The sequence below is a fragment of the Ornithinimicrobium sp. CNJ-824 genome (assembly GCF_001942405.1).
In the GTDB taxonomy this organism is placed as follows: Bacteria; Actinomycetota; Actinomycetes; order Actinomycetales; family Dermatophilaceae; genus Ornithinicoccus; species Ornithinicoccus kibberensis.
Window position 1 is genome coordinate 12,404 of the sequence record NZ_MKKA01000014.1, and the last position, 21,225, is coordinate 33,628.

At 74.3% G+C, this 21,225-nt stretch carries 20 protein-coding genes, 1 tRNA gene, 1 other RNA gene and 5 pseudogenes; 10 read left to right on the plus strand and 17 right to left on the minus strand.

What is annotated here, in order from left to right:
• Positions 1-185 precede the first annotated feature (185 nt).
• Complete coding sequence (locus BJF81_RS07350) at positions 186-698, plus strand: Fur family transcriptional regulator (protein WP_075957788.1); 513 nt, start codon at positions 186-188, stop codon at positions 696-698.
• On the plus strand, positions 695-2,767 hold the full coding sequence (locus BJF81_RS07355) for a catalase (protein ID WP_237770095.1): 2,073 nt from the start codon (positions 695-697) through the stop codon (positions 2,765-2,767). The genes BJF81_RS07350 and BJF81_RS07355 overlap by 4 nt, the downstream gene beginning before the upstream one ends.
• On the opposite strand, the pseudogene BJF81_RS19360 reads toward BJF81_RS07355, so the two are convergent.
• From BJF81_RS19360 to BJF81_RS19385, 6 genes and pseudogenes are all read right to left on the minus strand, one after another.
• Positions 2,764-3,177, minus strand: a pseudogene (locus BJF81_RS19360) (SseB family protein); the annotation flags it as partial. The gene BJF81_RS07355 and the pseudogene BJF81_RS19360 sit on opposite strands and share 4 nt — an antisense overlap.
• Positions 3,174-3,929 (minus strand): HisA/HisF-related TIM barrel protein, encoded by a 756-nt coding sequence (locus tag BJF81_RS07365; protein WP_075957790.1) that lies wholly within the window; start codon positions 3,927-3,929, stop codon positions 3,174-3,176. The gene BJF81_RS07365 and the pseudogene BJF81_RS19360, both read right to left, overlap by 4 nt.
• Positions 3,926-4,597, minus strand: coding sequence for a hypothetical protein (locus BJF81_RS07370; RefSeq protein WP_075957791.1), 672 nt, complete (start codon positions 4,595-4,597; stop codon positions 3,926-3,928). The genes BJF81_RS07365 and BJF81_RS07370 overlap by 4 nt, the downstream gene beginning before the upstream one ends.
• A gap of 9 nt (positions 4,598-4,606) precedes the next feature.
• The gene (locus BJF81_RS19365; protein ID WP_237770099.1) at positions 4,607-5,209 is read right to left on the minus strand and encodes a [protein-PII] uridylyltransferase family protein; all 603 of its coding nucleotides are present in this window, start codon (positions 5,207-5,209) and stop codon (positions 4,607-4,609) included.
• Positions 5,210-5,217: 8 nt separating this feature from the next.
• A pseudogene (locus BJF81_RS21445) lies at positions 5,218-5,867 on the minus strand (hypothetical protein).
• Positions 5,868-6,173: 306 nt separating this feature from the next.
• Positions 6,174-7,471, minus strand: a pseudogene (locus tag BJF81_RS19385) ([protein-PII] uridylyltransferase family protein).
• Here BJF81_RS19385 and BJF81_RS19390 point away from each other — a divergent pair.
• Positions 7,352-7,828 carry a hypothetical protein gene (locus tag BJF81_RS19390; protein WP_237770101.1) on the plus strand — a complete coding sequence of 159 codons (477 nt, stop codon included), beginning with the start codon at positions 7,352-7,354 and terminating at the stop codon, positions 7,826-7,828. The pseudogene BJF81_RS19385 and the gene BJF81_RS19390 overlap by 120 nt on opposite strands.
• Here BJF81_RS19390 and BJF81_RS07395 read toward each other — a convergent pair.
• Both BJF81_RS07395 and BJF81_RS07400 read right to left on the minus strand, forming a co-directional pair.
• Positions 7,788-9,116 carry a glutamine synthetase family protein gene (locus BJF81_RS07395; RefSeq protein WP_075957794.1) on the minus strand — a complete coding sequence of 443 codons (1,329 nt, stop codon included), beginning with the start codon at positions 9,114-9,116 and terminating at the stop codon, positions 7,788-7,790. The two genes, BJF81_RS19390 and BJF81_RS07395, sit on opposite strands and share 41 nt — an antisense overlap.
• Before the next feature lie 4 nt (positions 9,117-9,120).
• Positions 9,121-9,468: an MGMT family protein gene (locus BJF81_RS07400; protein WP_075957795.1), complete on the minus strand. Its 348-nt coding sequence runs from the start codon at positions 9,466-9,468 to the stop codon at positions 9,121-9,123.
• 40 nt (positions 9,469-9,508) lie between these two features.
• On the opposite strand from BJF81_RS07400, the gene BJF81_RS07405 reads away from it, so the two are divergent.
• A complete protein-coding gene (locus BJF81_RS07405; RefSeq protein WP_075957796.1) occupies positions 9,509-10,510 on the plus strand; it encodes a TIGR03557 family F420-dependent LLM class oxidoreductase in 1,002 nt (333 codons plus the stop codon).
• A 9-nt stretch (positions 10,511-10,519) separates the two neighbouring features.
• On the opposite strand, the gene BJF81_RS07410 is transcribed toward BJF81_RS07405, so the two are convergent.
• Positions 10,520-10,753, minus strand: coding sequence for a hypothetical protein (locus BJF81_RS07410; protein ID WP_075957797.1), 234 nt, complete (start codon positions 10,751-10,753; stop codon positions 10,520-10,522).
• Between the two features lie 87 nt (positions 10,754-10,840).
• Between BJF81_RS07410 and map the strand changes: the two genes are divergently transcribed.
• Positions 10,841-11,701 carry a type I methionyl aminopeptidase gene (gene map, locus BJF81_RS07415; RefSeq protein WP_075957798.1) on the plus strand — a complete coding sequence of 287 codons (861 nt, stop codon included), beginning with the start codon at positions 10,841-10,843 and terminating at the stop codon, positions 11,699-11,701.
• A 48-nt stretch (positions 11,702-11,749) separates the two neighbouring features.
• Positions 11,750-12,503: pseudogene (ppgK, locus tag BJF81_RS07420) on the plus strand (polyphosphate--glucose phosphotransferase).
• Positions 12,504-12,560: 57 nt separating this feature from the next.
• Here the strand turns inward: ppgK and BJF81_RS07425 are convergent.
• Positions 12,561-14,018, minus strand: a complete 1,458-nt coding sequence (locus BJF81_RS07425; protein WP_075957799.1) for a GuaB1 family IMP dehydrogenase-related protein — start codon at positions 14,016-14,018, stop codon at positions 12,561-12,563.
• A gap of 85 nt (positions 14,019-14,103) precedes the next feature.
• Between BJF81_RS07425 and BJF81_RS20315 the strand changes: the two are divergent.
• From BJF81_RS20315 to rnpB, 3 genes and pseudogenes are all read left to right on the plus strand, one after another.
• Positions 14,104-14,187: pseudogene (locus tag BJF81_RS20315) on the plus strand (MBL fold metallo-hydrolase); the annotation flags it as partial.
• A 116-nt stretch (positions 14,188-14,303) separates the two neighbouring features.
• Complete coding sequence (locus tag BJF81_RS07430) at positions 14,304-14,768, plus strand: MBL fold metallo-hydrolase (protein WP_269087319.1); 465 nt, start codon at positions 14,304-14,306, stop codon at positions 14,766-14,768.
• Positions 14,769-14,784: 16 nt separating this feature from the next.
• An RNA gene (rnpB, locus tag BJF81_RS07435) (RNase P RNA component class A) lies at positions 14,785-15,164 on the plus strand.
• Positions 15,165-15,247: 83 nt separating this feature from the next.
• Here rnpB and BJF81_RS17945 read toward each other — a convergent pair.
• Together BJF81_RS17945 and BJF81_RS07440 are read right to left on the minus strand one after the other, a co-directional pair.
• A complete protein-coding gene (locus tag BJF81_RS17945) occupies positions 15,248-15,406 on the minus strand; it encodes a hypothetical protein (protein ID WP_158068633.1) in 159 nt (52 codons plus the stop codon).
• Positions 15,403-16,878, minus strand: a complete 1,476-nt coding sequence (locus tag BJF81_RS07440; protein WP_075957800.1) for an RNB domain-containing ribonuclease — start codon at positions 16,876-16,878, stop codon at positions 15,403-15,405. The genes BJF81_RS17945 and BJF81_RS07440 overlap by 4 nt, the downstream gene beginning before the upstream one ends.
• Before the next feature lie 32 nt (positions 16,879-16,910).
• Between BJF81_RS07440 and BJF81_RS07445 the strand changes: the two genes are divergently transcribed.
• Positions 16,911-17,660 (plus strand): YaaA family protein, encoded by a 750-nt coding sequence (locus tag BJF81_RS07445; RefSeq protein WP_075957801.1) that lies wholly within the window; start codon positions 16,911-16,913, stop codon positions 17,658-17,660.
• Here BJF81_RS07445 and BJF81_RS07450 read toward each other — a convergent pair.
• The 5 genes from BJF81_RS07450 to BJF81_RS07470 all read right to left on the minus strand — a co-directional run bounded on the left by BJF81_RS07450 (position 17,657) and on the right by BJF81_RS07470 (position 21,225).
• Positions 17,657-18,961: a histidine phosphatase family protein gene (locus BJF81_RS07450; protein WP_075957802.1), complete on the minus strand. Its 1,305-nt coding sequence runs from the start codon at positions 18,959-18,961 to the stop codon at positions 17,657-17,659. The genes BJF81_RS07445 and BJF81_RS07450 overlap by 4 nt on opposite strands.
• Positions 18,958-19,695 carry a zinc ribbon domain-containing protein gene (locus BJF81_RS07455; protein ID WP_075957803.1) on the minus strand — a complete coding sequence of 246 codons (738 nt, stop codon included), beginning with the start codon at positions 19,693-19,695 and terminating at the stop codon, positions 18,958-18,960. Before BJF81_RS07455 ends, BJF81_RS07450 begins: the two co-directional genes overlap by 4 nt.
• Complete coding sequence (locus BJF81_RS07460) at positions 19,692-20,630, minus strand: Nif3-like dinuclear metal center hexameric protein (RefSeq protein WP_075957804.1); 939 nt, start codon at positions 20,628-20,630, stop codon at positions 19,692-19,694. Before BJF81_RS07460 ends, BJF81_RS07455 begins: the two co-directional genes overlap by 4 nt.
• Before the next feature lies 1 nt (position 20,631).
• A tRNA-Val gene (locus tag BJF81_RS07465) sits at positions 20,632-20,703 on the minus strand.
• A gap of 75 nt (positions 20,704-20,778) precedes the next feature.
• Entirely contained in the window at positions 20,779-21,225 is a 447-nt protein-coding gene (locus BJF81_RS07470; protein ID WP_237770096.1) for a peroxiredoxin, read from the minus strand.

Consider the following 21,225-nt stretch of genomic DNA (forward strand, 5'->3'; position numbering starts at 1 on the left):
GACCCGGACCCGGCGACCCGGAGGTCGACGCGGGTGGGGACGGAAAGGCCCCTCTTGCACGTCGGACGCGCGGACGTCCGACTGGTCGATCCATCATGCTAGCAGATCTGCGTCCCCGCCCCGGGCGTCGGAAAGCGGCGCGGCCTGAACTTGAACGATTCAAGGAAACGTGGTCCGATGGGCCCATGCCGACCGCCCCGATGGACCTGCTGCGCTCGGCCGGTCTGCGGGTCACCGGCCCCAGGGTCGCCGTGCTGGAGGTCCTCGCCGAGCACCCCCACGCCGACGCCGCCCAGGTGCTCGAGCGGGTCCGTGGCGGGTCCGCCGACGGGGCCCCCGGCGTGTCGGTGCAGGGGGTCTACGACGTCCTCTCCACGCTCGACGGGGCCGGGGTCCTGCGTCGGATCCAGCCGGCCCACTCGGTCGCCCGCTACGAGATCGACGGCGGGGACAACCACCACCACGTCGTCTGCCGCGGCTGCGGCCGTCTGCACGACGTTCCCTGCGCGACGGGCAGCGTCCCCTGCCTGGACCCCGCCGGCCCGCAGTCCCTCGGGTTCCTCGTCGACGAGGCCGAGGTCATCTACTGGGGCCTGTGCCCTTCCTGCCGCACGGACGGGGACCACTCCCCCGGCGGCGGGGCGGGGCCCTCCACCCGGAACACCCCGACCATCCACCACTCGAAGGAGAACGCATGAGCGAGACCCAGCACGGGTTCGTCAACCAGCTCCACCACGAGCAGCACCCCAGCACCACGGGGTCCACGACCACCGCGGGCGTGCCCTCGGGCTCGGACCGCAACTCGTTGTCCGTCGGCGCCGACGGACCGCTGCTCCTGCACGACGTGAGCCTCATCGAGACGCTGGCCCACTTCGACCGCGAGAAGGTGCCGGAGAGGCTGCCCCACGCCAAGGGTTCGGGTGCGTTCGGCCGGTTCGTCGTCACCGAGGACGTCTCCCGCTGGACCAAGGCCGCCGCCTTCCAGCAGGGCGCGGAGTCCGAGGCGCTCGTCCGCTTCTCCACCGTCGCCGGCGAGCAGGGCTCCCCCGACACCTGGCGGGACGTGCGTGGCTTCGCCGTGCGCCTCTACACCAGCGAGGGCAACCACGACGTGGTGGGCAACAACACGCCCATCTTCTTCGTGCGCGACCCGATGAAGTTCCCCCACTTCATCCGCAGCCAGCGGCGCCTGCCCGACAGCGGCCTGCGGTCGAACAACATGCAGTGGGACTTCTGGACCTCCACCCCCGAGTCGGCCCACCAGGTCACCTACCTCATGGGCGACCGTGGCCTGCCCAAGACCTGGCGGCACATGAACGGCTACTCCTCGCACACCTACATGTGGGTCAACGCCGAGGGCGAGCGCTTCTTCGTCAAGTACCACTGGCACAGCGAGCAGGGCGTGGAGAACCTGACGAACGAGGAGGCCGGGCAGCTGGCCGGCGAGGACGCGGACTTCCACCGCCGCGACCTGTTCGACGCGATCGAGCGGGGGGACCACCCCTCCTGGACGCTGTCGATGCAGATCATGCCGTACGAGGAGGCCAAGACCTACCGGATCAACCCGTTCGACCTCACCAAGGTGTGGCCGCACGCGGACTACCCGCTCGTGAAGGTCGGCACCCTGACGCTGGACCGCAACCCGGTCAACTTCCACGCCGAGATCGAGCAGGCCGCCTTCTCCCCGTCGAACCAGGTCCCCGGGACCGGGGTCTCCCCCGACAAGATGCTCCTGGCGCGCGTCTTCTCCTACCCGGACGCCCAGCGTCACCGCATCGGGGCCAACTTCCAGCACCTGCCGGTCAACCAGCCCCAGGTGCAGACCAACGCCTACCAGTTCGACGGCCCGATGGCCTTCCTGCACTCGGGCAACCAGCCCACCTACGCCCCCAACTCCTACGACCGCCCCTGGTCGGACGAGACCGGGCCGGTGGAGAACGGCTGGGAGGCCGACGGCGAGCTGGTGCGCTCGGCCTACACCCTGCGCGCGGACGACGACGACTTCACCCAGCCCGGCATCCTCGTCCGCGAGGTGTACAGCGAGGAGCAGCGCCAGCGTCTGGTGGAGACCGTGGTCGGCTCCCTCATGCCGGACGACGTGCGCGAGCCCGTGCTCTCCCGCGTCTTCGAGTACTGGCGCAACGTCGACGAGAACATCGGTCGTCGCGTCGAGGAGGCCTACCGGGCCGCCAAGGGTGACCAGGTCCCCGGCGCCGGCCCCAAGGACGAGGACTCCGGGACGCCCGACGCCGAGGGCGTGCGGCCCGAGCGTCCGCCTCCGCCCAGCCGGGGCACGCCGCCGACAGCTGAGCGGCACCGCACCCGGCCGTCGACGGGCGCGTCGCTCCTGCCAGGAGCGGCGCGCCCGTCGTGCGCGTCCGGACCTCAGGTCCGTCCCAGCCGGAAGGCCACGGCGTCGATCCGGGCCCGGGCCTCACCGTCGGCGGCGATCCGCTCGCCCACCCCGGTGACGAGCCGACGGATCTCCTCCTGCCCCAGGCCGGGGGCGAGCGTCAGCTCGACCTGCAGGGCCCCGTCGGGACCGGCGGTGCACCGGTGGTCCACCACCGCCTCCTGGTCCGCCACGGCCGCGGCGACGGCGCGGAGCACCTGGTCGTCCTCGTGCGCGGGAACCCACGGCCGCCCCATGGCCAGGGCCCACACCATGGACGGCCGGAGCAGGTATGCCGCGCTCCCCGGCGGGGAGGGCAGGTCCAGGGGGATGACCGAGCACCCTTCCTGCACGGCCGCCAGGGCGGCGCGCTGAGCGGTCACCGGCACCGGGCGGGCGTCGGCGTTCCACGCCGTCAGGGCCGCCACGGAGGTGAAGGCCGGCAGGGCGCGGGCGCCGTCGGGGGCGACGAGCGTCACCGACGCCATGTCGATGCGGGTGTCGACCGGGACGCCCGAGGAGTCGTCGATCTCCCCCGGCACGGCCACGACGGGCACGATGAGCCGCGCCTGTGCCACGGCGGCGACGAGCTCGGCCGGGTCGAGCGGCGGCCCGCCCCCGCCGTCGCCGGCCCGCCGGTGGGCCTGGAGCAGGACGGCCAGTCCCTCGTCGGCGGTGCCGTCGTCCTGGTCGAAACCGGTGCCCGTCAGGGTGCGTCCCTGCCACGGCACCCCGGCGCTGTCGGAGCCCTCCTGCGGGTCGTGGCTGCTGAACCGGTGGGTCATGCGACGGCCTCCTTGGCCTGGGAGAGGGTGAAGGCGCCGTGGTAGAGGGCGGACCCCAGGACCGCCCCCGCGGCGCCGGCGGCGCGGAGTGCGCGCAGGTCGTCGAGCTCGGCCACCCCTCCGGAGGCGACCACGGGCGCGAGGGAGCCCAGGTGGGCCACGACCCGGCGGACCAGACCGACGTCCACCCCCGTACGGCGTCCGTCGCGTCCGGCGTCCGCGAGCACGATCGCACCCGGGGGTGCCGGGCGCAGGGTCTCGACGAGGACGTCGAGGACCTCCGGCAGGGGCCCCAGGTCCACGCCCGACCCGCGGGCGACCACCCGGTCCCCGACGACGTCCACCCCGACCGCGACCCGCGCGCCGTGCTCGGCGACAAGGGCCTGGAGCGCGGCCGGGTCACGGAGTGCGGCCGCCGCCAGGTTGACCCGCCACGCCCCGGTCGCCAGGGCCTCCAGGGCCGCCCCGGGACCGTCGAGCCCCCCGGAGAGCTGGGTCGGGACGGGAAGGGCGTGGACGAGCCCGGCAAGGTAGGTCAGGTCCGAGCCCCGGCCGAAGGCACGGTCCAGGTCGACGACGTGGATGCGGTCGGCCCCCTCCATGACCCATCGCCGTGCGACGGCGAGCGGGTCCGCGGGTCCCCCGTCGACGACCTGGACGGCCCGGCGGCCGGACACGTCCACGGCGGGCAGCAGCTGGAACGGGCTCCCCGCGCCACCCGGTGCCGGGCTTCCCGCGAGGGCGCCGGTCACTCCAGGACCCCGAGCTCCCGCCGCAGCCGGACGGAGTCGGCGACGGCGTCCTCGAACCACGACACCTGTCGGGCCGACGGGTCGTGCCGCGTGGCACCGGGCAGCTCGGCGGCCCGCACCGGGTCCTGGAGAAGGCGTGGACCGGGCAGGCCGAGCGTGGCCATCACGGCCTGCAGCATCGTCATCGGACGTGGCCCGGTCTCGTGCAGCAGGTCGACCAGCTCCTCCCGGGTCCGCGCGGGACAGCCGGCCAGCCGCACGATCTCCCCCGGGCCGGCCAGGTCGAGACCAGGGGGCCGCACCAGACCCACCCCCGGCTCCCACACCACCCACCCCGGGCCCCGCCGGCGACCGGCGGCATGGACCGTGATCACGGCGCGTCCGCCGGTCTCGGAGAAGCCCAGCGCCGGTCCGGTCCTGGCGGGCACGGGGCGACCGACGAGCAGGAGCGCACCGTCGTCGTACGGCGGCCCCGTGGGGGGACCGGCCGCCGCGACGGCGACGGTCCACCGCCCGACGGGGGCCACGACGAGCGGCACCACGGACCGGGAGACCCAGCCGGCCACCCGCTCCCGCGGCCCGCGCAGGAGCAGGAGCGCCGTCGGTGGGGGGACCGACGCCGGACCTGCTGCGCGGTCGTCCGTCGGACGCGTGCTGGGCGTGGTCACCCGGACATCCTACGAACGCCCCCGGCCGGTGTCCCGCCCCCCGCTCCTGGGTCCCCTGGTGGGGCGGGGGAACCGGGCGGCCGACGGTGGCGGCCCGTCCGCCGCCCGGGAGAACCCGGCGGCCCTGCCCGGCAGGCCCCGGTCCCGGTGCGTGGTCGCCGGCCCTCGGCCTCCGTGCGCCGGCGGTGCGTCCCCGTAGAACAACCGGTCGACGACCTGGCGGGCGTGCCGCGCGGTGCGCCGCCACTCCTCGGCCAGCTCGGACCCGTGCCCGGGTGGCCGCCCCATCACCCGTGACATGCCCTCCGCGTCCCGCAAGGCGCTGGGGACGGAGTCGACCGGCCGGCCCCGCCACATCACGCCGGCGTCGCGCAGCTGGGAAGCCGTCTCCCAGGCGCGCGCCAGCACGACCTGGTCCTCCTGGTCGAGCAGGCCGGCACCCACCGCCGCGTCCAGGGCCTCCACGGTGCTCGTCGTGCGCAGCCCGTCGTGCTCGTGCGCGTGCTGCAGCTGCAGCAGCTGCACGACCCACTCCACGTCGGACAGGCCGCCGCGGCCGAGCTTGAGGTGGGCGCGCGGGTCCGCCCCCCTCGGCAGGCGCTCAGACTCCATCCGTGCCTTCAGCCGACGGATCTCCCGCACCGCCTCGGGCGCGATCCCGCCCGCGGGCCAGCGCAGCGGCTCGACCAGCTCGGTGAAGCACGGGCCAGGTCCGGGTCCCCCGCGACCGGACGGGCCCGCAGCAGCGCCTGCGACTCCCACCCCGCCGACCAACGTGCGTAGTAGGTGGCATAGCTCTCCAGGCTGCGCACCAGGGTCCGGACCGCCCCTCCGGCCGCAGGTCGGCGTCGAGCTCGAGCACGGGGTCGGGACCGGAACGGTCGGACAGTCCCGACCGGAGCTCGCCCACCACGTCCGCCGCCTGGCGGTTCGCCCGTTCCGCGTCCGCACCCGGGCGGGGCCGGTGCACGAAGAGCACGTCGGCGTCGCTGGCGTATCCCAGCTCCCTCCCGCCGAGCCGCCCCATCCCGACGACGAGCAGGTCGGTGACCAGCTCCCCGTCCCGCTCCCGGACCGTGCGGAGGGCGACGTCGAGCGCCCCGCGCAGCGTCGCCTCGGTGACGTCGGTGAGGGCACGGCGCACCTGCGTCCCCGACCAGCCTCCGACCAGGTCCCCCAGCACGACGCGGACGAGCTCGCGGGCCCGCACCGTGCGGACGGCGAGGACCGCCCCGGCCGGGTCGTCCCGGCGGGTCGCGGCAGCGGCCATGCGGGCCAGCAGGGCCTCCTGGTCGGGCACCTGCAAGCTCCGGGGTCCCCGAGCAGGGCCACCGTCTCGGCGACCGCAGCAGGAGGTCCACGGCGTAGCGGCTGGTCGACAGCACCCGGGCCAGGCGCTCGGCGGCCGTCCCCTCGTCCCGCAGCATCCCCAGGTACCAGTGGGTCGTGCCCAGCGCGTCGCTGATCCGTCGGAAGGCCAGCAGCCCGGCGTCCGGGTCGGCACCGTCGGCGAACCAGGCCAGCATCACCGGGAGCAGGTGGCGCTGGATGGTGGCCCGCCGGCTGACCCCTTCCGTCAAGGTGCCGAGGTGGCGCAGGGCTCCGTCCGGGTCCCGGAAGCCGAGTGCGGAGAGCCGCTCCCGGGCCGCCTCCGGGGACAGCCGGACCTCGTCGGTGGACAACCGGGCCACGGCGCCCAGCAGCGGGCGGTAGAAGAGCCGTTCGTGCAGCCGGCGCACGTCCCGCTGCACCGCTCGCCACCGCTGGACCACCGCACGGTCGGCCTCCCCCCGCTCGCCGAGCGACCGACCCAGGCGGCGCAGCTCGCGTCCGCCGTCGGCATGACGTGGGTCCGCCGCATCCGGTGGAGCTGGAGGCGGTGCTCCAGCGCCCGCAGCAACCGGTAGGCTCGTCGAGGACCCGGGCGTCGTCACGGCCCACGTACCCTCCGTCCCGGAGGGCGGCCAGGGCCTCCAGGGTGGTCCTCGAGCGCAACGACTCGTCGGTGCGGCCGTGCACGAGCTGCAGCAGCTGGACGCTGAACTCGATGTCCCGCAGCCCACCCGGTCCCAGCTTCAGCTCCCGGTCCCCGTCCCCGGCACGCACAGAACGCTCGACGCGGCGTCGCATCGCCTGCACGTCGTCGACGAAGTTCTCCCGCCCCGAGGCCCCCCACACCAGCGGCTCGACCAGCTCGGACCAGCGCCTGGCCAGCTCCTCGTCGCCGGCGACGTGCCGGGCCTTGAGCAGCGCCTGGAACTCCCAGGTCTTGGCCCAGCGCTGGTAGTACTCCTGGTGGGAGTGCAGCGAACGGACGAGCGGACCGTTCTTGCCCTCGGGACGCAGGGCGGCGTCCACGGGCCACAGCGACCCCTCGGAGGTGGACTGCCCGCAGATGCGCATGACCGCGCTGGACAGGATCGCCCCCACCGCCAGCGCCCGGTCCTCCGGCGTCCCGTCCCGGGGTGCGGCCAGGAAGATGACGTCGAGGTCGCTGATGTAGTTCAGCTCGCACCCGCCGGTCTTGCCCATGGCCACGACCGCGAGCTCACAGCCCTCCTCCCCCTCCGTCTCCGCCCGGGCCAGCAGCAGCGCCCCGCGGAGGGCGGCCCCGGCGAGCTCGGCCAGCCAGGCGGCCACGGTCGGGACGAGCTCGACCGGGTCCTCGCTGGTCAGGTCCTGGGTGGCCACCCGCAGGAGCTGCCGCCGGTAGGCGACCCGCAGCGCCTCCGCCCCGTCCCGCCCGGACGCACCGTGGACCGACTCCTCGACCGCGGACGGGTCGGGGTCCTGACCGTCGACCACGTCGGGCAGGTGCTCCGGATGGCGGACCAGGTGGTCGGCCAGGGCACCGCTGCCGCCCAGGAGCGCCAGCAGGCGCCGACGCCGCGTCCCGGTGTCCCGCACGACGGGCAGCACCGGCTCGTCGGTCCGGGACCCGTCGGCCGCGGTGGTGCGCGGATCGAGCAGGCGGACCAGACCCAGCAGGGCGGCGTCAGGGTCGGCCACCCGGGAGAGGTCGGCCAGCAGTGCCGCCACGTCGAACCCGGGCCCGGCCCGTCCGACGACCTCGGCGAGCAGCCTCCGGACCGGCGGGTGTCCGCCACCCCGGCGCGCGCCAGCTCGGCCGCCGTCACCTGCCCGTCGTCCTCCCCCGGCGGGCCGCCTCGTCGCCGCACGGGTCCGGACCTCACAGGTGGAGCAGGTAGCGGTCGAGCTCGAAGCGGGTGACCTGGGAGCGGTACTCGCCCCACTCCTGCCACTTGTTGCGCAGGTAGAAGTCGAACACCTGCTCCCCCAGGACCTCGGCCACCAGGTCCGAGTCCTCCATGACGGCCACGGCCTCGCCCAGGCTCTGCGGCAGCGGGTCGATCCCGAGCGCCCGTCGCTCCCCGTCGGTCAGGGCCCACACGTCGTCCTCCGCCTCGGGCGGGAGGTCGTAGCCCTCCTTGATGCCGCGCAGCCCGGAGGCGAGGATCACCGCATACGTGAGGTAGGGGTTGCACGCGGCGTCGATCGAGCGGACCTCGATCCGGCGGGAGTGGCCCTTGCCGATGGAGTACATCGGCACCCGGGCCAGGGCCGAGCGGTTGTTGTGCCCCCAGCACACGTAGGCGGGGGCCTCGCCGCCGCCCCAGAGCCGCTTGTAGGAGTTCACCCACTGGTTGGTCACCGCGCAGATCTCGCGGCTGTGCGCCAGCACCCCGGCCATGAACCGACGCCCCGTGGTCGACAGCTCGTAGGAGGCCCCGGGCTCGTAGAAGGCGTTGGCGTCCCCCTCGAACAGGGAGACGTGCGTGTGCATCCCGGAGCCGGGGTGCAGCGCCAGTGGCTTGGGCATGAAGGTGGCGAAGGCCTTCTCGTGGAGGGCGACCTCCCGGACCACGGTGCGGAAGGTCATGATGTTGTCGGCCATGGACAGCGCGTCGGCGTAGCGCAGGTCGATCTCCTGCTGGCCGGGGCCACCCTCGTGGTGGCTGAACTCCACCGAGATGCCCATCTGCTCGAGCATCTCGATCGCCCCCCGGCGGAAGTCGTGCCCGTCGCCCCGGGCGACGTGGTCGAAGTATCCCGCCTGGTCGACGGGCACCGGCCCGACCGCGGGTTCGTAGGGCTCCTTGAACAGGTAGAACTCGATCTCCGGGTGGGTGTAGAAGGTGAACCCCTCCTGACCGGCCGCGTCGAGGGCCCTACGCAGGATGTGGCGCGAGTCGGTGGGGGCCGGGGTGCCGTCGGGCATGTGGATGTCGCAGAACATCCTGGCGGTCCGTTCCCGCCAGGGCAGCACCTGGAAGGTGTCGGCGTCGGGCTGGACGACCATGTCGGCCTCGTAGACGCGGGTGAAGCCCTCGATGACGCTGCCGTCGATGCCGATGCCCTCGGTGAAGGCCTGCTCCAGCTCCGCTGGCGCCACGGCCACGGACTTCAGCGTGCCCAGGATGTCGGTGAACCAGAGCCGGACGAACCGGATGTCCCGCTCCTCGATGGTCCGGAGGACGTACTCCTGCTGGCGGTTCATGGCCTCATCCTGCCGCATCGTCGAGGTCGGCGGTGGCCCGCCCGTGGTCCTCGGCGAGCCGGTCGAGGTCCGCCCGGTGGGCCCCGATCCGGCAGCCCCGCCCGTCGGGGTGCAGCCCGATGCCCTCCTGCTCCCAGCGTGGCCGGGCCCGGGCCAGCAGGTCGGGGCGCAGGCGGCCGGCGCGGTCGGTCACCCGCCACCACGGGACGGACCCGCCCCACCGGGCCAGGACCGCACCCACCTGACGGGGGCCGGTGCCCACGAGGGCCGCGAGGTCCCCGTAGCTGACGACCCGTCCGGGAGGCACCTGCTCGACGGCCCGGAGGACGCGTTCGACGAGAAGGTCGTCCATCCGCCGGACCCTACCCGGACGCGGCGCCTACGCTGCAGCCATGAGCACCCCCACCATCGGCTACGCCGCCATGCTCGAGCAGTTCCACCCCACGGAGGCCGTGCGGCTCACCGCCCTGGCGGAGAAGCACGGCTTCTCCGGCTGCATGGCCGCCGACCACTTCCAGCCCTGGGTCCCGGCGCAGGGGCAGTCCGCCTTCGTGTGGAACGTGCTCACGGCCGTCGGCGAGCGCACCCGGGGCGACCTGGGCCCGGGGGTCGTCTGCCCGAGCTTCCGGTGGCACCCGGCCATGGTGGCCCAGGCGGCGGCAACCCTCGAGGCGATGTACCCCGGCCGGACCTGGCTGGGGCTGGGCGTCGGGGAGGCGCTCAACGAGCACGTCGTGGGCGGCTACTGGCCGGAGGCCGGTGAGCGGTCCCGCCGGCTGTTCGAGGCGGTGGACCTGATCGCCCAGCTCTTCGCGGCGTCCCGGGAGGGCAGGGACACGCGCTGGTCGGGCGAGCACTTCCGGATGGAGACCACGCGCCTGTGGACGATGCCCGAGCAGGCACCTCCCATCCTCGTGGCCACGGCGGGGCCGGTGAACGCCCGTCGCACCGGCCGGCACGCCGACGGGATCATCACCGTCGGGGCCCCGCACGAGAAGGTCGGGATGCTGCTGGACCGCTTCGCCCAGGGCGCCCGCGACGCCGGCAAGGACCCCGACGGCATGACGAAGGTCCTCCAGCTGCACCTGTCCTGGGCGCCGACGGACGAGGAGGCCCTGGCCAACGCCCTCACCGAGTGGCCCAACGGCGGGATGGCCTTCCCCAAGGCCGACATCCGCTCCCCCCACGAGCTGGCCCAGATGGCCCGGCTCGTGCGGCCCGAGGACTTCGCCGGGCGGATGGTCATCTCCAGCGACCCGGACGTGCACCGGGCGACCGTGCAGGGCTACCTCGACCACGGGTTCGACCGCGTCTACCTCCACAACGTGGGCCGCAACCAGCGGGAGTGGATCGAGGTGTTCGGGCGCGAGGTGCTGCCCGCCCTGCGGCGGTGAGGCGACCGCTCAGCCGTTGAGCGGGTTGGCGTCCCAGTCACGGGCCTGCGGGTCACCCGTGCGCCACGCGTCCTCGGCGGCCTCCTCCTCGTCCCAGCGGGCGGTCCGTTCGGCGGCGATCTCCAACGCCCGGGAGGCCTCCTCCTCGGTCTCGTAGGGGCCCAGGAGGTCGTGGCTGCGCGCCCGCTCCGGGTCGTCGGCCGCCTCCACCTGCCGTGTGCGCGTGTTGAACCAGTACTGCATACCGACTCCTCTCCGGTGCACCCCCGCAGGGGCGCAGCCGTCTGCTCGACCGTGGGCACCCGTGGCGGGGCACCTACACTCGACCCTATGCCGACCAGCATCCCCCTCGCCCCCGGGAAGATCAGCCCGCGCCGCCCGGTCCCGGCCGGCATCGCCCGCCCCGAGTACGTCGACCGGCCGGCACCGGCGCCGTTCCGCGGCACGGAGGTCAAGGACGAGGAGACCGTCGAGCGGATGCGGCACGCCGGGCGCATCGCCGCCCAGGCGCTGCAGCTGTGCGGCGAGATGGTCCGCCCGGGCGTGACGACCGACGAGATCGACCGCGCCGGGCACGAGTTCCTGCTCGACCACGGGGCCTACCCCTCGACGCTGGGCTACCGCGGGTTCCCCAAGTCGCTGTGCACGTCGGTCAACGAGGTCGTCTGCCACGGCATCCCGGACGACCGCGAGCTGCAGGACGGCGACATCTGCAACATCGACGTGACCGCCTACGTCGGGGGGGTCCACGGCGACAACAACGCCACCTTCCTCTGCGGCGAGGTGGCCGAGGAGACACGACTGCTCGTGGAGCGCACCCAGGAGGCCCTCATGCGGGGCATCCGCGCAGCCCGGCCCGGCCGGGAGATCAACGTCATCGGCCGGGTCATCGAGAGCTACGCGCGGCGGTTCGGCTACGGGGTGGTCCGCGACTTCACCGGTCACGGCGTCGGCGAGGCCTTCCACTCCGGCCTGGTGATCCCGCACTACGACGCCGCCCCCGACTACGACACCCTCATCGAGCCCGGGATGACCTTCACCATCGAGCCGATGCTCAACCTCGGCACCCACGAGTGGGTCGAGTGGGACGACGGCTGGACCGTCCTGACGGCCGACGGCCGCCCCTCCGCCCAGTTCGAGCACACCATCCTCGTCACCGAGGACGGACCGGAGATCCTCACCCTGCCCTGACGACCGGGTCACCCACCCCTCCCAGCCCCCTTCGGAAGGACCAACACCATGGGCCAGCACATCCTCGGAGTCGACATCGGCGGCAGCGGCATCAAGGGCGCTCCCGTCGACCTGGACAAGGCGCCTTCGCCGACGACCGCGTCCGCATCGACACCCCCGACGACGCGACCCCGGAGGCGGTGGCGGACATCGTGGCCGAGATCATCGAGGAGTTCGACGACATCGACGAGGAGAGCCCGGTCGGCATCACGGTGCCGGCGGTGGTGCACCACGGCGTGGTGCGGACGGCGGCGAACATCGACAGCAGCTGGATCGGCACCGACGCGACGCGTTGTTCACCCGTCGGCTGGACCGGCCGGTGCACGTGGTCAACGACGCGGACGCCGCGGGGGTCGCCGAGATGCACTTCGGGGCGGGCCGGGGCAACGACGGCGTCGTGCTGCTCACCACGCTGGGCACCGGGATCGGCTCGGCGCTGTTCCGTGGCGGCGAGCTGCTCCCGAACACCGAGCTGGGGCACCTCGAGCTCGACGGGCACGACGCCGAGACCCGGGCCGCCAGCAGCGCCCGCGAGCAGGAGGACCTGTCGTGGGAGGAGTGGGCCGAACGGCTGCAGCGCTACTACTCGCACGTGGAGAACCTGCTGTGGCCCGATCTCATCATCGTCGGCGGGGGGGTCTCGAAGAAGGCCCACAAGTTCCTGCCGCTGCTCCACCTGCGCGCCCCGATCGTGGCGGCCGAGCTGCGCAACGACGCCGGCATCATCGGCGCCGCCTGGCACACCCGGCACCTGGAGGAGTAGGGCGGCGGTCCTCCCCGCCACGAGCGCGTCCTCCCGGGCGGCACCAGGTGCGACCGTCTACCAGGACGTGTGGCGGGGTCTGCCCTCCTCGAACCCGGCCGCGCCCTGTACCCCGACGACCGACCGCGTGTGGAACTCCCCGATCGTGCGCGCGCCGGCGTAGGTAAAGGCGCTGCGGACGCCGGAGACGATGCGGTCGACGACGTCCTCGACCCCGGGCCGCAGGGGGTCGAGGAACATCCGTCCGGAGGAGATGCCCTCCTCGAACAGCGCCGAGCGGGCGCGGTCGAAGGCCGAGAGGTCCTTCGTGCGCTGCCGCACCGCCCGTGCGGAGGCCATCCCGAAGGACTCCTTGTAGGCGCGCCCCTCGGCGTCGCGCATGAGGTCGCCGGGCGACTCCAGGGTGCCCGCGAACCAGGACCCCACCATGACCGAGGCCGCCCCGCCGGCGAGCGCCAGCGCCACGTCCCGGGGGTGCTTGACCCCGCCGTCCGCCCACACGTGGATCCCGCTCTCGCGGGCCGCCTCGGCGCACTCCACGACCGCGGAGAACTGCGGCCTGCCCACCCCGGTCATCATCCGGGTGGTGCACATGGCGCCGGGTCCCACCCCCACCTTGACGATGTCGGCCCCGGCGGCGGCCAGGTCGTGGACCCCGGCCCGGGAGACGACGTTGCCGGCCACGACGGGGACCCGCACGCCGGTCCGGGCGGCGTGCTCGTCGCGGACCGCGACGACCTGCGGGAGCGCGTCGAGCATCTTCTCCTGGTGACCGTGGGCGGTGTCCACCACGAGCACGTCGACGCCGATGCCGAGCAGCTCGGTCGCCTTGGCGGGCACGTCCCCGTTGATGCCCACCGCGGCCCCGATGCAGAGCCGGCCGTCACGGTCGACCGCCGGGGTGTAGATCGCCGACCGCAGCAGCCCGGTGCGCGTGACGATCCCGCGCAGCAGGCCGCCGGCCACCACCGGTGCCAGACCGGCCCGGGTCCGTTCGAGCTCGTCGAAGGCGACCCGCAGGTCGACCCCGTCCTCGAGGACCACCCGTGGCTCCTGCATGACCTCGGCGACGGAGGAGAACCGGTCGACGTCCTCGCAGTCGCCCTCGGTCACCACACCGACGGGACGGCCCGCCTCCACGACGACCGCGGCGCGGTGCGCCCGCTTGCCCATGACGGACAGCAGCTGGGCGACCGGGGCGGAGCGCTCGATGACGATGGGGGTCTCGTAGACCGGGTGGCTGCCCTTGACCCGCTCGACGGTGCGCCGCACCTCGGGCAGCGGGATGTCCTGCGGCAGCACGGCCGTGCCGCCCCGCCGGGCGACCGTCTCGGCCATCCGTCGGCCGGAGACGGCGGTCATGTTGGCCACGACCACCGGAATCGTCGTCCCCACGCGGTCCGGGGTGGTCAGGTCGACGTCGAGCCGGGAGGTGACCGCCGAGCGGGAGGGCACCATGAACACGTCGTCGTAGGTCAGCTCGTGCGTCGGCCGCATGCCGTTGAGGAACTCCACGGGGACCCAGCGTACGCACCCCTGGCGTCGGTCCTCCGACCGTCCTAGCGTGGGGGTGACATCCACCCGAGACGGAAGGCGCATCATGCAGCTGACGCACCTGGGCCACGCGTGCCTGCTCGTCGAGGAGGGCGGGCAGCGGATCCTCGTCGACCCGGGCTCCTTCTCCGACCTCGACGGGCTGCGCGGCCTGACCGCCGTGGTCGTGACCCACCAGCACCCGGACCACCTCGACCCCCGTCGCGGGCCGGACCTGCTGCGGGCCAACCCCGACGCCGGGTGCTCGTGGAGGCGCAGACCGCCGACCTGCTCGTGCGCGAGGGGCTGGAGGGCCGGGTGGAGCGCCTCGAGCCGGGCGGCCAGGTGGACCTCGACCCGGTCCTCGTGCGCCCGGTGGGGAAGCAGCACGCCGTCATCCACCCGTGGGTGGAACGCATCGGCAACACCGGGGTGGTGCTGGAGGCCGAAGGTGCTCCCGTGCTGTTCCACCCCGGGGACGCCCTGGACGCCGAGCCCGGGCCGGTCGACGTGCTGGCCGTCCCGGTCAACGCGCCCTGGGGAAAGGTCGCCGAGACCCTGCAGTTCGTCCGCCGGATCGCACCGCGACGGGGCGTGGTCCCCATCCACGACGGGCTGCTCAACGACACCGGCCGGTCGATGTACCTCGGGCACGTCGCAGACTTCGGCGCCGACGGCGGGGTCGAGGTGCTCGACCTGCGGGGGGCGGGCGCGACGACGCTGGGGCGGTAGACTGGGTGGTCGAGGATGAGTCGGCCAGGCGGCCGCGTCGGACCCCCGGGTCCGCCGAGGAACGTCCGGGCTCCACAGGGCACGGTGGTGGCTAACGGCCACCCGGGGCGACCCGCGGGACAGTGCCACAGAAAGTAGACCGCCCACCGGTCCGCCGGTGGGTCAGGGTGAAAGGGTGGTGTAAGAGACCACCAGCACGCCAGGCGACTGGCGTGGCTCGGTAAACCCCACCGGGAGCAAGACCAGACAGTGCGTGCTCGAGGGCTGCCCGCCCGAGCGCACGGGTAGGTCGCTGGAGGCGGTCGGCAACGGCCGTCGTAGATGGATGGCCGCCACCTCCGCAGGGCCGGCGACGGCGCGGAGGGACAGAACCCGGCGTACCGGTCGGCTCATCCTCGCCCCCTGCCCACCCCCGGGACGCACGGAAGGCGCCGCCGGCCTCGGCCGGCGGCGCCTCCGGGACGTCGTGGGCGGGCCGGTCAGAAGAGCGCGCCGGAGACCAGGTCGACGAGCACGAAGACCGCCGTGAAGGCGGCGACCCCGATCGGGATGACCGACAGGACCTTGTTCATCGACCGGGTGTCGGGAGAACCCGTCGGCAACGAGTCGGAGGTCGGGGCGGGCGCACGGAAACTCATGCGGGCGATTCTGCCACACCGGCGGACGCCGCCCCGCCGACCACCCGCAGGTCGACCTGCCCGGAGAGCACGTCGGTGCCGACCACCTCGACCCGGACCTCGGCGCCGGGCTCGGCGCTCCCCTCGGCGAACTCGCTCACCGGCGGGTCGACCAGCTGGACCACGGGGTCGCCACGTCGGCCCACGTCCACCACGACGGCGTCGAAGGTCCCCCCGACGTGGTCGGCCAGGACGGCCGCCTCGACCGCCGACAGGCAGGCCCGCTCGACCGAGCGGGTCCGCCGGTCCGCCTCGGCCATGAGGTCGGGCAGGACCGGCATCGCCGCAGCGGCCCAGCCGGGCACCTCCCGGCCGTGGACGAGCGCCTCGCACACGGCCAGGGAGAACCGGTCGACGAGACGGCGGAGGGGCGCCGTGGTGTGCGTGTAGGGGGCGGCGATGGCCGCCTGGACGACGTCCTCCTCCGCCGGGGCCACGCCGTCCAGCACCGTGTAGCCGGCCCCGCGGAACAGGCTGGTGGCGGCGTTGACGACGGCCAGGTGGGCAGGGTCGTCACGGTCCAGGGTCCGCAGGAACCGTCCGTAGCTGAGCTCCTCCGGCCAGGGCACCCCCAGGGCCTGTGCCTCCCGACGGAAGCGGGCCACGCTGCCCTCGTCGGGTGCGGGCATCGTGCGGAGGATCCCCGTGCCCGCCTCGAGCATGATCTGGGCCGCGACCATCCCGGTGAGCAGCGAGATCTGGGCGTTCCAGTCCTCCGCGGCCAGGAGGGGACGCAGCCTGAGGTGGTAGTGGCCCGCGTCGTCGACCTCCACGTCCTGCTCCGGCATCGGCAGGCTGGCACCGCCCCGGTCGTCCTCGCGCCGGACCCGGAGCTCGCCCACCTCCTTGAGCAGACGCAGGGTGGGCTCGGCCGTCCCGCCGTCCACCAGGCCCTGCACCTCCTCGTAGGTGTAGCGCCGCACGGACCGCACCATCGCGCGGTAGAGGTCGGCGTGGTCCCGCTCCCCCTCCGGCGTCAGGTGCATGTCCCACACGTAGGCGGGCCTCACCTGGTCGGGGAGCAGGCTGGCGGCGTCCTCGCTCAGCTGCGGGGGGTGCAGGGGCACGCGCACGTCGGGGCAGTAGACCGTCATGCCCCGTCGACGCACCTCCTCGTCGAGGGCACCCCCCTCCCGGAGGAACGCCGGGACGTCGGCGATCGCGTAGCGCACCCGGTAGCCCTCACCGGCGCGTTCGATGTGCATCGCCTGGTCGAGGTCCATCGAGCCGGGAGGGTCGATCGTGACGAAGGGGACCTGCGTCTCGTCCCGCTCCGGCAGGTCCGGGTCGGCCACGGCCCGCTCGACCTCGGCGAGCACCTCGGGGGGGAAGCCGGTCGGGAGGTCCTGCTCGGCCCGGGCCCGCGCGAAGGCCCGTTCGAGCAGCTGGGTGTGCTCACCGGTGCCGGTGAGCCGTGTCGCACGCTGAACCATGCCGTCACCCTACGTGGCCTACCCTGCCTGTCGTGCTGATCCTCCTGCCCCCGTCCGAGTCCAAGGCGACCCGGGACCGCGGGGCACCCGCGCGACCGCATACCCTCGCCTTCCCCGAGCTGGCCCCCGCCCGCGCGGAGGTCGCCAAGGCCCTGACGACGGTGAGCGCACGCCCGGACGCGGCGTCGCTGCTCGGGGTCGGGCCGGCCGTCGCCGGCGAGGTCGGGCGCAACCTGCGCCTGGCGGACGCGCCCGCGCTGCCGGCCCGGGAGCTCTACACCGGGGTGCTCTACGACGCTCTGGACCTCGCCTCCCTGGACGCCGCGTCCGCCCGTCGGGCCGCCCGCCGGATCGTCGTGGTGTCGGCGCTCTACGGCGCGGTGCGACCCACCGACCGGCTGGCCCCCTACCGCCTCTCCATGGGGGTGCCGCTGCCAGGGCCGGGGCCCCTGGCCACGTTCTGGCGCCCCCACCTGGGACCGGTGCTCGCCTCGGCGGCCGGCCGCGGCCTGGTCGTGGACTGCCGGTCCAGCACGTATGCCGCCGCCTGGGCCCCGGCGGGCGAGCTCGGCCGCCGGTGGGTCCAGGTGCGGGTGCCGGGTGCGACCCACATGGCCAAGCACACCCGGGGGCTGGTGGCCCGGGCCCTGTGCCGCACCCCCGAGGACCCCCGACGCCCGGAGGCGCTCGTCGAGCTCCTCGAGGAGGAGTTCGAGGTCGCCCTGCACGAGCCGGGGCGGGCCGGGAGGCCCTGGACGATGGACGTCGTCCACCGAGGCTAGGCCGGGGGGCCCTCCAGGGAGCTGTCGAGGATGCGCACCTGCGCCTCCAGCTGGGCGAGGTCCTCGGCGAAGGCGGGGTCGTAGAGGTGGTGGGTGTCGTTGACGAACTCCACCTGGACACCGCCGTCGGCCCAGACCTCGACCGCCGTCAGGGACGTGGGCGCCGTGGCGACCGACCAGGCCCGGGAGTGGTCGATGCCCAGCAGCCGGCCGAGCACCGACATCAGGACCCCCCGGTGGGTCGCGACCACTACCGTCCCCCCGCGGGAGATCGCCCGACCCAGCGCCGCGCCCACCCGTCGGTCGAGCTCGCGACGGGTCTCCCCGCCGGGAGGGGCGAAGTCGAGGTCGTGCCGGAGGCGGGCCAGGTCCGCGGCGCTGTCCCGGACGAGGTCGGGCATGGCCCGACCGTCCCAGGAGCCGAACCCCTGCTCGTCCCAGTCCGCATCCTCCTCGCGGGCCACGCCCAGGTGGTCGGCGACGACCTGCCCCGTCTGCCGGGCCCGCCGCAGCGACGACGAGACCACCGTGACGCGCCCCGGGTCCGAGCGGTCCAGCAGACGCCGCACGGCGACGGCGGCGGCCCTGGCCTGCGCCAGCCCGGTGGCGTTGAGGGCGGGGTCGGCGCCTCCGCGTCCGTCGAGCCGGTGGCCCTGGGTGAAGTCGGTCACCCCGTGCCGCACCAGGACCAGCCGGGTCTGCCCCTCGAGGGTCGGCACGGTCTCGTCGGAGACGAACACGTCGGTGAGCGGCACGCGGGCGTCGCCGAAGACCTGCCCCGTGCCGGGCCCTGCCGCGGCGGGCGTCTCCTCCGCCGTCCCGGGTCCGTCCGAGCCCGCGCGCTCGCGCGCGAGGTCGCGGTGGACCGTCCGGCCGTCCATCGCGACGTTGGACAGCGCGTCGGCCGCCCCGTTGCGCTCGCGGGGGATCCAGGTGAACCGGACCGAACCACCTGCGGTCTGGATGCGGTCGACGAGGGCGCGGGCCTGGAGGGCCAGCCGGCGCATGTCCTCGTGCTTGATCTTCCACCGTCCGCACATCTGCTCCACGACCAGCTTGGAGTCCATCCGGACCTCCACGGCCGCGTCGGTGGCCAGGCCCAGGTCGAGCACGGCCTCCAGGCCCGCCACGAGGCCGCTGTACTCGGCGACGTTGTTGGAGGCCGTCCCCAGGGGCAGGGCCCGCTCGGCGAGCAGCTCGCCGGTCCGTGCGTCCTTGACCAGCGCCCCGTAGCCGGCCACCCCCGGGTTGCCCCGGGACCCACCGTCGGCCTCGACCAGCAGGGCGGGACGAAGGCTCACAGGCCGGACTCCTCGGTCCGGACGAGGATCCGGCCGCACTCCTCGCAGCGCAGGACCTCGTCCTCGGGGGCGTTGCGGATCCGGGAGAGGTCGACCGCGTTGAGGTCGAGCCGGCAGCCGCCGCACCGACGCTGCACCAGCGGGGCGGCACCGGTGCCGCTGTGCGCCCGTACCCGGTCGTAGAGGGCGAGCAGCTCGGCGGACAGGTCGGCCACGATCCCGGGACGACCCTCGGCGACCTGCTCCCTCTCGGCCCCGATGCGGGCGGCCTTCTCGTCGCGCTGCACCCTCAGCGCCGCCAGCTTCTCGGCGTGGGTGGCGTGCTCCCGCACGGCCCGGTCGGCGGCCGCCTGGGCCGCCTCGACACGTTCCATGACCTCGAGCTGCTCGTCCTCCAGCACCTCCTGACGCCGGGCGAGCGAGGCGAGCTCGTGCTGCAGCCCCTGCAGCGACTTGGACGTGCCGCTGCCCTCGTCGAGGCGCGCCTGGTCGCGCGCGGCCCGGTCCCGCACCTGCTGGACCGCCGCCTCGGCCCGGGCCACCTCGCGCTGCAGGTCGGAGACCGCCGTCTCGGTGCGCACCACCTCGGCCTTCAGGTCCGCCTCGGCCGACTCGAGCCGGGCGATGTCCGTCAGCTCCGGCAGCGTGCGCAGCTGGTGGTCCAGCTGGGTGAGCCTGGTGTCGAGGTCGAGCAGGTCCAGGAGTCGGGACTGCATCTGCGGGCTGGCCTTCACGGCATACCTCCGGGTCGGGGGGCGGACGGACCGGTGGGCGGGTGGTCCTCCGCCGGTGGACGTGCGCCCACGACGAAGTCCCAGGGGTCGGTGCGCACGGTGGACAGGGAGAGGCTCACGCTACCGCCGAGCCGCTCGGCGAGCAGATCGCGGACGAGCGGCAGCCACAGCCACTCGCTGGCCCAGTGCCCGGCGTCGACGAGGTAGGGGGTGCCCGTCCCCGGCTCCGCACCGCGGCCGCGGGCGTCGGCCCGGGCCTCCTCGCGCGCCTCCAGGGCAGGGTGGTGACGCAGGTCGGCCGTGACGTAGACGTCGGCGCCGCAGGCCCTGGCGGCAGCCAGGGCGGAGTCGCCCGCCCCGCCCAGCACGGCGACCCGGCGCACGACCGCGCCGGGAGGGCCGGCGACCCGCACCCCTCCGGCCGTCGGCGGCATCGCGGCGTGCAGCCGGGTGGCCAGGTCGGCCAGGGTCGTCGGCCGCGGCAGGTCCCCCACCCGGCCGAGGTCCTGCCCCTCCACGACCTGCAGGGGCTGCGTGAGGTCCAGACCGCAGGCGCGCGCCAGGGCGTGACCCACGCCGAGGTCGGCCACGTCGGCGTTGGTGTGCGAGCAGTAGAGGGCGACGTCGTTGACGACGAGGTCGGTGATGGTGGCGCCCTTGGCCGTGCTCGTGGCCACGGAGTGGATCCCCCGCAGGAGCAGCGGGTGGTGGGTCAGGACCAGGTCCGCCCCGGTCGCGACCGCCTCCGCGACGACCTCCAGCGTCGGGTCGACCGCCAGCAGCACGTGCCGCACCCGCTGGTCCGGGTCGCCCGCGACCAGCCCCACGCGGTCCCACGACTGGGCGGTGTCGGGGGGGTAGAGCCGCTCCAGGACGGACACCACCTCGTGGAGCGGCAGCCCGTCCGGTCCTGCGGTCTCTCTGCTGTTGTCCACGTGGGCCCGGCCGGCTCGAACCGACGACCTACGCGGTGTAAACGCGGCGCTCTACCAGCTGAGCTACAGGCCCCTTGGGGCGACCATTGTGCCAGCCCCGCGGGACCCCCGGCGTACACGGCGCACCGACGGCCTCCTCGCCTCTGAGCTACAGCCCGCGGACCGCCTCGTGCAGCAGCCCGATCGGCCGCTCCTCGCCCGGGCCGTGGACCAGGCTCCAGGTGACCACCCGGTCGGGGTCCACCAGGAAGGTGCCTCGCGTCGCCGCGCCGGTGCCCTCGTCGAGCACCCCGTAGGAACGGGCGGCGCGACCGTGCGGCCAGAAGTCCGACAGCAGCGGGAAGCGGTAGCCCTCCTGGGCGGCCCACGCGCGCAGCGAGGAGGTGGGGTCGCACGATACGCCCACGACCTGCACCCGGTCGTTGACGAACTCGTCGATGTTGAGCTGGATCTCGAGCAGCTCCCCGGTGCAGATGGAGGAGAAGGCGAACGGGAAGAACACCACCAGCAGGTGCCGGTCGGCCACGAGCTCCGGCAGCAGCCGCCGTTCCCCGTGCTGGTCGGGCAGGTCCAGCTCGGGCGCGCGGTCGCCCAC